A 13,210-nucleotide genomic window follows, 5' to 3' on the forward strand; every position below is an offset into this window, starting at 1 on the left:
ATGAATAATTTATATCATCAAGCCGGGTTGATAAGTTTTCGGTATTTTTCTCTCTTATTCATTGTGATCTTTGGAGGTTGCTCGTTTTCGAAGTACACGCCCAGCTCGGTTACTGAAACATATAACCAAAAAGATGAATACATACACGCTCATGTTGACCCGCAGTATGCCCTCGGTTCAGGAGATATCATAGATATAAATGTCTGGAGGGAAGATGACCTGAATCGAAGGATCTTAATAAATCAATCAGGAGAAATCTCATATCCTTTTGTGGGCAATATCCAGATAAATGGCATGAGCATGTTTCAACTCAAGGATATAATAACAGAAACGCTTTCTGAATATTTTATTAATCCGCAAGTTACCGTAAATATTGTCACTAGTCAAAGCAAAAAAATCTTTGTTTTAGGTGAAGTAAGACAACCGGGGATGTTTAATATGTTCGGCCCTACAACAGCTATAGAGGCAGTATCAATGGCTAGTGGCTTTACGAGAGATGCAAAGAAGAAAAACGTCCTTCTTGTCAGGGGTGGGCTAAACGACCCTGACCTCAAGTCTCTGAACCTCAAGGCAGCGTTAAAGAAAGGCGATATAACTCAGAATTTAGCGTTACAACCAGGTGATGTTCTTTATGTCCCAACAGTGGCTTTTGCCAGTACGGAACGTTTCTTTAACCGAATTAACAGTATTATCAGACCTATTATTAATATGGAATACGGATTAGCTATCTGGCCTCAGGTTGAGGACACATTAAACATTTCGGGGAGGGAGGGTAGCCGCTCAACAACACAGATCCAGCTTATCCCTTAGATTATCATATGATGCTGAAAAGTGGGTGACCCGCCATCACCAGCTCGGCAGGTATACAAAGAATTCATTGCATAATGACAATTATAGCCACAATTGCACTAAGGTCGTATTTTAATTGTAAACAGAAGAATTAAGTAGTACACTGAATGTGCTTATTCTTATTTTGTTATTATATTTCAACGGAGGTTATAATTATGAAGATAAAACAATTAGTAGTGTTCTTTTTTGCCCTATTCTCTGTTTCGCTTGCGATAGCTGGTGATGACACCAGGAAAGGCCCTTTCTTTCAAATGGATTCTAATAAGGATGAAGTTGTTACCAAAGATGAATTCATGGCCTTTCATTTAGCGGAGGCAGAGAAGCGAGGAAAGTTGTTTCATCAGGCAAAGAAACAAAAAGCATTAACGGAAGATAACTTTATGCGTATTTTTATGAAACAACAAGAGGTTAGAGGAAAAAATGTTTTTGATAGAGTGGATAAAGATTCTGATGGCACCTTAACTAAAGAAGAGGTGAAAATTGCCTGGAATCGCATTATTAATGATTACGCAAAGGAAAAAGGCCATAAATAGAAAGTATTTATCAAAACAACCTGACTTGACAGCCTGACAATAACAATGTCATTGAGGCAAGATATATCAAAAGATATATCAAAAAAATTATCGTTCCTAAGCGTATTTCTATATATAAGATAACACCTGCCCGTACAGGCAGGTAAAAAGTTGCTCTGTTACCGTTTTCTGAAATACATCGAATTGATATCGCCTGTAGCAAACGGATTAGATTATTACCGGTTAAGTTATAGTATAAGGATTAGTCGTTGCACAAGAAGGATTGCCCGTCTCAGCCAAAAACACGTAGTACTGGCAAATCAAATGTGGTTAGACTACTTCATTCAGGTGGTTAGGGTGGCAACCAAGTCACCCGGGAAAGAACGCCTACTTCCATTTTTCATATTCTTCACTATTGTATGTATCTGATAATTAAGATGTATGGTAGATCAACAGTAAGTTTGTTTTAATTCAAAATCCCATGGATGTAGAGAGTATCGTACAATATTAAATACTGGTATAAATTCATGAATATTTTAAATGTATGTTTATAGAATTTTTTTTAAGAGTGCCGTATTATAAAAGGCTAAGGAAAGACAATAATGGCAATGCGTAAAAAGACTGCCAGTCCAGGTTTTAAGATGTCAAGGCTGTTGACAGGATTGAGTAAGGTATTTATTGGTAAAATACTTTTTAAAAAATTCCATTTTATACCACATCGCCCTCCAATGTTGGTTGTAGAACTTACTAATAATTGTAATTTGCGTTGCATTATGTGTGAGTACCCATTGATGCAGAGAGATGGGATGAATATGGATACTCAACTTGCTAAAAAAGTGCTGAAAGAGTGTTCAGAATGGGGAATATCCAGGGTAGGGCTCTCCAGATTGGGAGAACCGTTATTGCATCCGGATATTTCTGAGATCATTAAATTTGCTAAAGAGAGTGGAATTCGTCACGTTTCCATGGTTTGCAATGCAATGTTACTTACGGAAGAAAAGGCCCAGAAAATAATCGATTCAGGCCTCGATTTGATTTTATTCTCTATTGATGCTGCCAGAAAAGAAACCTTTGAGAAGATCAGGAAAGGCGCTGATTACGACAAAGTAGTTACTAATATTGAGAGATTCATCAAGATGAGGAATGAGCTTTCTCAAGAAAAACCATGGATAGAAGTAAATATCTGTTTAATGAAAGAGAATGTTGACGAGTTACCTCTGATTATTGAAAAGTGGGGCCAGTTAGTGGAACGTGTTAAAATTTGCCCTGTTGTACCTCTGGAACATACCAACGATAACTTGATTGTTGATGCACCAACTTATAACGGGAAAAAAAAGGCTTGTGATTTTCTTTGGACGAGAATGGTGGTGCTTTCGAATGGAGATGTGACCGTATGTTGTGCAGATAAAGATGGTGATATGAGTGTTGGAAATGCACAAAAATCATCACTCAAGGAACTTTGGAATTCTGACAAGATACGTAGGATTCGCGAAATTCATTTTAGTAAAAAATTTGAGAAGTTGCCATTATGTAAGCAATGTTGTATGGTTGACGAAGATTGGTTTAATGCTGAAAAAGCGATCATAAACAAGTACGAAAAGGAGTGGAAACCGTTTGGTATTTTACCAAGTAGCTTCTTTTCATAATATTTTTGAGTTTTATTAAGCTAAGTGGTAATAAACGTTGCAATTAATATTTAAATAAACATATTGATAACAACTTCTTTTGGAGGGTTCTTTGAGAACGTCCTTAATCAAAGTCGTTTTATATGCCTTTGGCTGTACTTTTTGGTTCATAATAGTAGCATACGGACTATACAAAGGCTTGAAACTTTTTAGATTTTAAGCATAAATTGTGATTTTTGGCTTTTTTTGACTTGCCAATCTAAAATGTAACGTTGTAATGTGTTTTCATTGCCAACAATAAAATTATAGTAATTGAGTATGGATTATACTTCATCGAATCAAGAAAGACTGTTAAGTATTTTATACGTAGTTTTTCGACGTAAATGGTTTATTCTTTTTTTTTCTATTATCACCTTTCTGGGAATTATGGCAGGAACGTGGTTGGCTCCACACTATTACAAAGCAACAACGAAGGTATTTATCCATAATAATCCAAAGCAAGAAATAACTCTTTTTCCTGATATCGCAAAATATGCGGAGCGGGACAACAGGGCAAGTCTTTCACAAGATCTAGTCCAGCTTTTAATAAGTGATGATTTAGCAAGAGAGATAGTTACTCTCTTCGAAATTGATAAGATTTATTATAAGAAAAATTATGAGCCAGAGTCATTACGCGATATCGTCTGGTATTATATTCATAAAACAATAGATGTAATCAAGTACCCATATACATTCTTTAAGTCTCTATTAGTCTATTCTGGTCTATCAGAGCCTGAACCGGAAGAAGACTATTTTTTCTCTGCTTTGGGTTGGTTTACAGGTGATTGGTTAGATGTAAGTGCGGTGAGAGAAGCCAGGGTTGTCAATATTTCAATTTGGGGACCATCGCCTCGCCTTGCTTCAGATATTGCCAACAAGATGGCAGAACTTCTGGTTAAAAGAACCCTTGAAATTACACGCAGTCAGGCTTTGGAAGGTTATGACTTTACTGTCAGTCAGCTTAAAGGTACGGAAGAGCAGTACCTTGACAGCTTGGAATCCTTAAAGAGATTCAGAGAAGAGAATAATATAGTTTCAATTGATGAGCAGAAAAAAGTTACTATATTGAGTCTCAACAAATTTGAAAATGAAGCTGCTGAGCTTATTGCTGAGTTGAGTGGAGTGACAAATAAGGCCAGTGAGATAAGTGCAAAAATAAAAAATGAGAATGAAATGATAATATCTTCCGATATTACTGGTAACAACATCCTTGTGGTGGAGCTTAAATCACGTTTGAAAGATCTGGAAATTGCTCTCAAAACAATGTTACTTGAAAAGACGGAGAAAAATATAGACGTTATTAAATTAAGGAGTCAAATTAACGAAATTAATAGTAAGTTGAAAAAGGAGCTGGAGAATATAGTTAATAGTAAAACTGAAGGGATCAATCCCTTACATCAAAGTCTTCGACAGCAGCTTATAGATCTGGAATCACAGAAACAATATCTTGATGCGAAGAGCAAAGTTGTATACAGTACCATTTCTAACATTAAGAAGGATCTTATTCTTTTGTCAAATAAAGGGATAGAACTTGAAACACTAGTGACATCTGTAGAAATATACAGAACACTCTACAAAACAGTTAAGGACAAACTTGAGAAATTACTTGTTATGAAAGCCAATGAGATCAACGAGTACGGATTAAGCACTATTACCAGGGCAAACCTGCCTGACGTAATGTCAGTAACGTGGCCATGGTTCAAAATAAATGTTTTTTACGTTGGAATTCCCCTAAGTATTATAGCTGCGTTTCTTGCATGTTTCTTTTTAGATTTTTGGGTTGATGTATTTAGTACCAGGAAGGAGATTGAGCTTTTTACGGGATTACCTGTGATTGGTTCAATACCAGATATCAAAAATAAGGGAAGATAAGAACAACCTGGATGTGTGCAAAAAGAATATAAGTCGGAAAACAGCCTTGAAAGTATAGCGTATTTCACTGTTGTATCTTAGCTGATATATTTGATAATTTTCAGATTATAAAGAAAATAATAAAAGAAAATAATAATGGGAGTTTTTAACAAAGTTAACATTAAGGACCAATATTTAGCTGGACGTAATACAATCGCAAACACCTCTTTTTCAACACTGGCAGATAATACCTGTTTGAACGCTATCGAAAACGGTGATGATAAAGTGTATTTAGTTACGAGCGCTTCGTTATATGAAGGAAAAACCACTGTTTCAATTAACTTAGCTCTCCAAATTGCAAAAAGGGGAAGGAAGGTTCTTTTGATTGATGCTAATCTTAGAAACCCTACAATTGGAGATATTTTCAATTTGAAGGGTTTGCCTGGATTTACCCAGGTTATTTGTAATGGAAAGTTAATGACAGATCTTATCGTTTCGGAGGAGAAATATAATTTTGACATAATGCCTTCCGGTAAGATTGATCACGAACCCTTTGAGGTAATGACCTCACCGAAATTGGTAGAAAACCTTGAGTTAGCAAAAAAACTTTATGATTTTGTTATACTAGATAGTCCAGCGGTAAATATCCACATGGATTCTCTTCACTTGTGCCCTGTTGTTGATCAAATTATTTTTGTTATTCTGGCAAACTATACCGAAAAGAATAAAGTAAATATTGCCAAACAAAGGATATTAAATGTAGAGGGAAAAATCCTTGGTATGGTCTTGAACAGAGAAAAATATTCGTTTTTACATAATGGTAAATAGTCCTTTCGAGTTTATATTTATTAATAATTTAAAAAAAAGAATTAGGAGCAATTTTTCATGAATATTCTGTTAATTACTCTTCTGGAAGAGATAAATCCATTAGGGTTATTGCATTTGTCTACATTCCTGAAAGATAATGGGAATCAGGTTACAACCGCATTTGTACCTCTAAACCCCAAAGAAGAACTGTTCGGGATAGAAGGGAATCGAGTTATTAGTGATCACGAAATCTCTGAAACATTAGACTTAATTGCAGAGAAAAAACCTGACCTTTTTGGCATGACCTTGATGACTACACACTACTACAGTGCTGTTAAGCTCACAAAAAAAGTCAAAGAAACTTTTCCTGAGATACCAATAGTGTGGGGTGGCGTGCATCCAACTCTACTTCCTGAAGAATGTATAGAATATGCAGATATAGTGTGTAGAGGTGAAGGTGAAGGCGCAATGCTGGAGCTTGTTAAACATCTTGAAAATGGAGAATCTATTGAAAATATTGGAAGCCTCTGGGTAAGGGATAAAGATAAAATTACACGAAATGAAATAAAGCCTCTAACGCAGGATATGGATTCACTGGGATTTCCCCGGTTTGACTGGGAAAACAATTATGTTTTATATGATGGAAAAATGCAGAACCTGAACAAATCAATATATCAACAATGTGTTCCACGAAAAGGCCGCATATATGATGTATTGACGATTAGAGGCTGTCCATATCGTTGCAGTTATTGTAGTAATTCCAGTTTTCATCAGGTTTATAAAGGGAAAGGGAAAATTGTAAGAGGAAGAAGTATTGAAAGCATCTTGGAAGAGCTGGAATATGTAAAGAAAGAGTTTGACTTTGTGGGAATTATTAACTTTCAGGATGACGTCTTTTTAGTGAAAAGAGATGAAGGATGGTTGGAGAATTTCTGTAATCAATATAAAGAGAAGATTGGACTCACATTTGCTTGTAAAGGTTCTCCAAGGGAAGTATCAGAGGAAAATATCTCACTGCTAAAGAAAGGTGGTTTAGGATATTTTCAAATCGGAATACAAGGAAGTGACCGAGTTAACAGAGAAATATATAATAGGACCACCAGTTCACGTAACAAAATCATAGAGGCATCCAGGGTATTGCATAAACATAAAGTCGTTGCAAATTTTGACGTGATCCTTGATGACCCCTTTGCTACCGATGAAGATACTCTGGAAGTTATCGATACGCTTACAAAGATAAAAAAACCTTTTCTCATCAGCTGCTTCTCAATGACTTTTTTCCCCGCTACAGTAATTACTAAAATGGCAAAAGAACGAGGTCTGTTTTCTAAAGGAAAGGATGGATACATACTTAAAGCTACTCAGGCAAAAAGGACCTATCTTAACAACCTCGTTGAGATTGCTCCCAGACTTCCAGCTTTCGTTATCAGGACATTTGTGAAACATAGAGGAGAGAAACTTGCTAAAGTGATATTAGATGCATATATTTATATACATTTTAATATTATATTTAAAATAATGTATTCAATTTCAAAATATCCAAGGCTTCTTTCCTTTCTTAAGAAAATCCGTTATAGTCTCAGTACTTCCTGGAGATAACCTAGTAAAGGATATTATGAAAATATTATTTATTAATCCATTAGATAAAGCAAATTGTACGCATTTTGTGGTCCAACCACTTGGTTTGATGTACATTTCTGCATTCCTGAGAGAACATTCAAACCATGATGTCAAGATCCTTGATATGAAGGTAAACTTCATGTCAGAAGACGATGCCCTCAAAGAGGTAAAGAAGTTTTCTCCTGACGTTATAGGGATCAGGGCTCTAAGTGTCGAGTCTGCATCTGCTCATTTGATTGCCAAAATGGTGAAAAGAGATCTTCCAAATTGCAAAGTAATAGTAGGAGGTCCATATACTGACGGTTCTTCTAATCATATCCTGAAGGACGCTAATGTTGATTTTGTCGTTGTAGGTGAAGGTGAAGAGACCGTGTGTGAATTGATAACAGAGATTGAGAAAGGGAATGAGTTCCCTGATACACATGGAATTGGTTACAGGCAGAACGGCGAACCGGTCTTTACCCATTCGAGGAGGCTGATTGAGGACCTTGACACTATTCCATTGCCTGCCTGGGATTTAATTGATGTAGAAAGTTATTTCAAAGTACCGAGCTGGAACTTCCATATATCCAGACACATGGCTCTCTTTACTTCACGAGGATGTCCCTACAAATGTGCTTACTGTCACAATATTTTTGGCAAAAAACCGAGGATGCGTAGTCCTGAGAATGTGCTGAAAGAGATTGAGATTCTGTACAACCAGTATGGAGTAAGGGAGCTAAAGATAATCGATGATATATTTAACGTCAGGAGATCAAGAGCACAGCAGATTTGTGATTTAATTGTAGAGAGAGGGTTCAAGGTTGATATCTGTTTTCCAAACGGCCTTCGAGGTGACATCATGGATAGAACCACATTACAAAAGCTTAGAGCTGCCGGTACATTTGAGATTACCTATGCAGTAGAGACGGCCTCTCCTCGATTGCAGAGATTAATAAAAAAGAATATCAATTTGCCAAAATTAAAGCAGGTTATCGAAGATACGGTAGAGATGGGAATATTTACAAGAGGGTTCTTTATGATGGGATTCCCCTCAGAGACCAGGGAAGAGATTCATGACACAGCTAGTTTTTCCCTCTCTTCTAAGCTCCACTGGATGAGCATGTTTATTGTTAATCCCTTCGAAGGCACTGAAATCGCAGATATGGCGAAAGAAATGAATATAGATATTGATCATGATAAACTTGATTTTTCGGGTGGATACAGGGTAAACCCTGTACAATTAAGTCATATGCCAGTGCAGGAGATAAAGGCTTTGCAATTTAAGACCCTTCGGAAGTTTTTTTTAAACCCCGTTCGTCTGTACAGTATCTACAAATGCAGTCACGACAAGAAACAGAAAATTCTCTTTGTATTTACCATGATTCTGAAGGCAATCCTTCCGGCCTCTAAAAGGGACAAATGGATTCGCAAACTATTTACTGTAATCTATTATCTAGGACGAGGCAAATAAAGGTGATACAATGCCAACATGGTTTTTTTCTAAAAAAATATGAAAGAGAGATTTAGATTGCTCGGCAAGATTTTTACGTAATAAATATCAAAACTTTAAAAAATTGTTTACGGGAGTATAGAACGTATGTTTGACAGCTTACTTGATTTGCTTATTTGCCCGGGATGCCAGGGACGTAAACTGAAATTGAATCAGACTGAATACCAACAAGAAGAGATTTGGAAAGCTGAAATTCTTTGTGAGAATTGTTCTCGATCATACCCCATTATAGACGGAATTCCGTGTATGTTAAATCGTGAGCAGCTGGATGCCCAACAAGGCGATGTGTTACAAGAATGGGCTCAAAAGGTTAAGGATATAGATAAAGACATTGTTGATGCAGATATGGATACCTATAAACATCTCTGCAGGAAAAGAACTGGTAGCAACGGTGTAAGCGAGGATGCCGAACGGTTATTGTGGGAAAAAAAATTATTTATAGACAATCAGGTATTAAAAGAGGAAATAGGGGATAAACTTGCGGCAAAGTGGATGGTTGAAAAGAAAAATTTACAGGTCAGAAATAATCATGTATTCAGGTTTTTAGATGAGATTGATAATCAGTTTGAACAGAAATGGATTCTCAATGTCGGTCCGGGCGTTGATGAAGATCTAATAAGTAGATTAGAATTGAAAGGAATCAACCTGATAAACCTTGATATAATCTTAGAACCATTGATCAATTTACGGTCAAAAAGTAGAGAATGCATGTGTGCAGATATAAAATCTTTGCCATTTGATAACGGAACATTTGACGCGGTTTTCTGCTTTCACGTAATTCATCATGCACATCCGATTGAACAAGCGTTATCTGAAGTAGGACGCGTGTTGAAAACGAACGGGAAAGTTTTTATTACAGAAATTAATCCTAATCATTTTGTCTCTTTCCAGGGCAAACTTATTCCGCGCGCAATCAAGAGATTTATACGAAAATGTGCTCGAAAGCATGTAGGCACAAATTCAAGAATTTATAAACCTTCTCCTTTTGAAGAGGTGATTCCTCGCAAAGTTTTAATGAATGCAATGATAAAAACCGGCTTTGATAATATTACAAGAAAAACCGTTGTACATGCTCCGCAATGCTTTCCTGATGCTGTTATAAGTATATGGAATAAGATGGGCTTTAAATTTCCAACAGTATTTGATCCTATCGCTTTCGAGTATATGTTTTTTGGAAAAAAATCACGGGCAGAAACACAACCGCAAAAGGCTGAAGTAAATAATGGACAGGAGTTAAAATAATTATGAAGATATTATTCCCTATGGAACGTAATTCAATGAAACAGCACTGGTTGGGTATTATGACCTTATCTGCTGTTTTAAAAAAGGGTGGTTTCCAAACTGAAGTAGTAGTCGCTGAAGAGGAGATTGTTTTAGAAAAAATAAAAAATAATGAACCTACTATTTTGGCTTACAGTACTCCTACCTTCCTGGCAAAATTTAATATCGAATTTAATCTAAAGATAAAAAAGAGGTTTAAGGATGTATTCTCTATTTTTGGAGGACCACATGCCACTTACTATCCTGAAATGATAGAAAATGAAGGAATTGATGCCATTTGTGTTGGTGAAGGTGAAGGAGCCATTCATGATCTGGCAACAAATATTGCCAATGGACTGCCAGTAACGGATATAAAGAACCTATGGGTAAAAGAAAACGGTAAAATTCGTAAAAATCCATTACGACCATTGGTTGAAAATCTTGATAATCTTCCCTATCCGGACAGGGATATTTTCATTCCTTATCAGTCAAAGAATCCGTTAGCATCTATTTGGACAATGAGCGCCCGTGGTTGCCCTTATAAGTGTACATACTGTTTTAATCACTCTTACAACAAGCTATATCAAGAACAAGGATATAGTGCTGTTAAAGTAAGACGTCGAAGCGTTGATAATTTTATAGGAGAGCTGATTGAATACAAAAAGAGATGGCCAGCGACATATTTTATATTTGTAGATGATATATTTGTTTTAATGCCTGAGTGGATCAAAGAGTTCTCCGAAAAATACAAAAAACTGGTTGATATCCCTTTTGTTTGCCATGTTCGTGCCAATGCTGTCAATAATGAAGTTATATCAGAAATTAAGAAAGCCGGGTGTACACTGATAAAAATGGGTGTGGAAGCAGGCAATGATCATATCAGGAAAGAAGTATTAAAGAGGAATATGTCTAAGGATCTTATTGTGAATGCGGCCAAAATCATTAAGGATAATGGTATAAAGCTTTTCACGTTTAATGTACTTGGTGTCCCTTCAAGCACTATTGATAACGACTTTGAAACATTGGCGCTTAATGCCAAATGTAAGGCTGATTATGCTACAACTTTTATAATGAGAGCTTATAAAAAGACGGAGATATATGAATTCTCACGGAAGAAGAATCTCCTGCATGAAGAATTTATTGAAGATATTGCAGACACACAAAACATTTTTTTCTCTTCACCTATAACATTAAACCCAAAGGATGCGAGATTGTTGGAGAATTTATTGTATCTTTTTTCAATCTCTGTAAAATTTCCTTGGATAGTGCCACTTGTCAGAAGGCTACTTATAAAACTCCCTTTGTCAAAAGTTTATCAATTAATCTTCACAAACCATTACCGATTTATCAAATTACTATATTCGCCAAAAAAGTTTGAAAGGATATACCTTTATCTTGATTCGGTGATAAAAATATAGCATTATTGATGAACACTCTGAGAATCTGTCTAATATGAGCAAAATTGTACCGTTCGGATAGCACAGGGAGCCGTTCCTCTTGTGCTATTTTTTTAGAACATATGATGTTTTACCTTTATTTTATTAAGTAAATATGTCAGAAACCTCCAAAAATAATGATGAGAGTAAGAGTGATGTTGAAAAGGTTGCCAAAGGGAGTGGAATATCCCTGCTCGGCGGAGTTGTAGGTAAAAGCTTATTCTTTATCATTCAGATTGTTATTGTTCGCTTGTTCGGATCTGAATTTTTTGGGCTATATATCCTTGGCCTGGCAGTTGCCAGATTAATTGAGATATTATCAAGATTTGGTCTTGATTTCGGCAGTATAAGATTTGTGTCAATTTATTATAAAATTGATAATGCGAGAACAAAAGGAACAATTATAAGTACGCTTGTTCTCTCTTTTCTGGGAAGTATAGTGTTGGTTGCGATTTTGTACTCATGTGCAGGATTTATTGCCAACACGTTCTTCCATAAACCGGAACTTAAAGAGGTGTTCCGTATATTTGTTTTCTGTATCCCACTTATGTCAGTTTCTTTTGTGGCTACCAGTGCAACTCAAGGTTTTCACACAACCAAATATGTAGTCTGGATTCGAGAGATATTTCAACCGTCAGTTAATTTACTCCTGATATTTCTGTTTTCTTTTACGAACTTTGGTCTAACGGGTCTAGTATATGCTTTTGCAATTTCATATTTTTTGACACTCATCTTGAGTATTTATCTGCTTACCAGATTATATTTAAGCACTATAGTAGAGCAAACAAAGGCGATCTTTGAGATAAAGAAGCTGGTAACCTACTCAGCACCCCTTATGTTTGCAGGTTTTATAAATGTGTTACTTGCCTGGACAGATATTATTATTCTTGGTTATTTTGTGTCTAGCAGAGAAGTGAGTATTTACCGGACCGCATCGCTGGCACCTTTTCTATTAATGTTTGTACTAAACTCCTACATGTCCATATACGCACCTGTAATTGCAGATTTGTACCAAAAAGGTGAATTGGGCAGAGTAGAACGGCTCTTGAAATTAACAACCAAATGGATATTCTATATTACATTACCAGCCATGATAATTATGATATTCTTTGCAGATACTCTAATGAATCTATTTGGACCGGAGTTTGTGAAGGATGGCGCAATAATACTGGTAACATTAGCGCTGTCTAATTTTATAAATTGTCTTTCCGGAGGGCTGGCTTATACTCTTGTAATGACTGGCAAGCAGAAAATAGAATTTATTAACTCGTTAGTACTTATAACATTTAACATTATCTTAAACCTTTTCCTTATTCCCATATATGGAATCCTTGGAGCAGCCCTGGCAAAAGGAATAACCATTTTGGTTATCAAGCTACTCAGACTATTGGAAGTTTACTACATATACAGAATTCAGCCTTATAATAAAAACTTTTTTTCTGGCTTTGCTGCTGCTCTTGCTTCGGTTGTCATACTAACTCTTTTAAATCGGATTACAATATTGTCAAGTTATCAACATTTTGCTCTTGGAATAATTTCCACCGTAGGATCCTTTCTGGTGTTCTTCTATTTTTCCACTAAAACGGAAGACGACAAACATATTATCCAAATTTTAAAAATAAAATTATCAAGTTTAATCATAAAGAGGAGAGCATGAAAAACCAATATTATATAATTATAATAATGTTATTTTTTGTAATACATAGAGGGCAACTGAAA

At 35.9% G+C, this 13,210-nt stretch carries 10 protein-coding genes; all 10 read left to right on the forward strand.

The genetic code is table 11. The features are described from left to right. The 10 genes from SCALIN_RS07040 (at position 1) to SCALIN_RS07085 (ending at position 13,148) form a co-directional block, all read left to right on the forward strand. Entirely contained in the window at positions 1-810 is an 810-nt protein-coding gene (locus SCALIN_RS07040; RefSeq protein ID WP_096893762.1) for a polysaccharide biosynthesis/export family protein, read from the forward strand. A gap of 194 nt (positions 811-1,004) precedes the next feature. Beyond that, complete coding sequence (locus tag SCALIN_RS07045) at positions 1,005-1,382, forward strand: EF-hand domain-containing protein (RefSeq protein WP_096893764.1); 378 nt, start codon at positions 1,005-1,007, stop codon at positions 1,380-1,382. 581 nt (positions 1,383-1,963) lie between these two features. Next, complete coding sequence (locus tag SCALIN_RS07050; protein ID WP_096893766.1) at positions 1,964-3,007, forward strand: radical SAM/SPASM domain-containing protein; 1,044 nt, start codon at positions 1,964-1,966, stop codon at positions 3,005-3,007. 297 nt (positions 3,008-3,304) lie between these two features. Beyond that, a complete protein-coding gene (locus SCALIN_RS07055) occupies positions 3,305-4,897 on the forward strand; it encodes a GumC family protein (RefSeq protein WP_096893768.1) in 1,593 nt (530 codons plus the stop codon). Between the two features lie 135 nt (positions 4,898-5,032). Continuing rightward, entirely contained in the window at positions 5,033-5,704 is a 672-nt protein-coding gene (locus SCALIN_RS07060) for a tyrosine-protein kinase family protein (protein ID WP_096893770.1), read from the forward strand. Positions 5,705-5,761: 57 nt separating this feature from the next. Next, complete coding sequence (locus SCALIN_RS07065) at positions 5,762-7,282, forward strand: B12-binding domain-containing radical SAM protein (protein ID WP_096893771.1); 1,521 nt, start codon at positions 5,762-5,764, stop codon at positions 7,280-7,282. A 16-nt stretch (positions 7,283-7,298) separates the two neighbouring features. Next, on the forward strand, positions 7,299-8,756 hold the full coding sequence (locus SCALIN_RS07070) for a B12-binding domain-containing radical SAM protein (protein WP_096893773.1): 1,458 nt from the start codon (positions 7,299-7,301) through the stop codon (positions 8,754-8,756). Between the two features lie 126 nt (positions 8,757-8,882). Next, entirely contained in the window at positions 8,883-10,037 is a 1,155-nt protein-coding gene (locus SCALIN_RS07075; RefSeq protein ID WP_096893775.1) for a methyltransferase domain-containing protein, read from the forward strand. A 2-nt stretch (positions 10,038-10,039) separates the two neighbouring features. Beyond that, positions 10,040-11,473 carry a B12-binding domain-containing radical SAM protein gene (locus tag SCALIN_RS07080; protein WP_096893777.1) on the forward strand — a complete coding sequence of 478 codons (1,434 nt, stop codon included), beginning with the start codon at positions 10,040-10,042 and terminating at the stop codon, positions 11,471-11,473. A 133-nt stretch (positions 11,474-11,606) separates the two neighbouring features. Further along, positions 11,607-13,148, forward strand: coding sequence for a flippase (locus SCALIN_RS07085; protein ID WP_096893779.1), 1,542 nt, complete (start codon positions 11,607-11,609; stop codon positions 13,146-13,148). Positions 13,149-13,210: the final 62 nt, after the last annotated feature.

This window comes from Candidatus Scalindua japonica, assembly GCF_002443295.1.
GTDB classification, from domain to species: Bacteria; Planctomycetota; Brocadiia; order Brocadiales; family Scalinduaceae; genus Scalindua; species Scalindua japonica.

What these genes read in the sequence shown, in the direction of transcription:
- SCALIN_RS07040 (WP_096893762.1), top strand. Translation starts at nt 1, where the DNA reads ATGAATAATTTATATCATCAAGCCGGGTTGATAAGTTTTCGGTATTTT.
- SCALIN_RS07045 (WP_096893764.1), top strand. Translation starts at nt 1,005, where the DNA reads ATGAAGATAAAACAATTAGTAGTGTTCTTTTTTGCCCTATTCTCTGTT.
- SCALIN_RS07050 (WP_096893766.1), top strand. Translation starts at nt 1,964, where the DNA reads ATGGCAATGCGTAAAAAGACTGCCAGTCCAGGTTTTAAGATGTCAAGG.
- SCALIN_RS07055 (WP_096893768.1), top strand. Translation starts at nt 3,305, where the DNA reads ATGGATTATACTTCATCGAATCAAGAAAGACTGTTAAGTATTTTATAC.
- SCALIN_RS07060 (WP_096893770.1), top strand. Translation starts at nt 5,033, where the DNA reads ATGGGAGTTTTTAACAAAGTTAACATTAAGGACCAATATTTAGCTGGA.
- SCALIN_RS07065 (WP_096893771.1), top strand. Translation starts at nt 5,762, where the DNA reads ATGAATATTCTGTTAATTACTCTTCTGGAAGAGATAAATCCATTAGGG.
- SCALIN_RS07070 (WP_096893773.1), top strand. Translation starts at nt 7,299, where the DNA reads ATGAAAATATTATTTATTAATCCATTAGATAAAGCAAATTGTACGCAT.
- SCALIN_RS07075 (WP_096893775.1), top strand. Translation starts at nt 8,883, where the DNA reads ATGTTTGACAGCTTACTTGATTTGCTTATTTGCCCGGGATGCCAGGGA.
- SCALIN_RS07080 (WP_096893777.1), top strand. Translation starts at nt 10,040, where the DNA reads ATGAAGATATTATTCCCTATGGAACGTAATTCAATGAAACAGCACTGG.
- SCALIN_RS07085 (WP_096893779.1), top strand. Translation starts at nt 11,607, where the DNA reads ATGTCAGAAACCTCCAAAAATAATGATGAGAGTAAGAGTGATGTTGAA.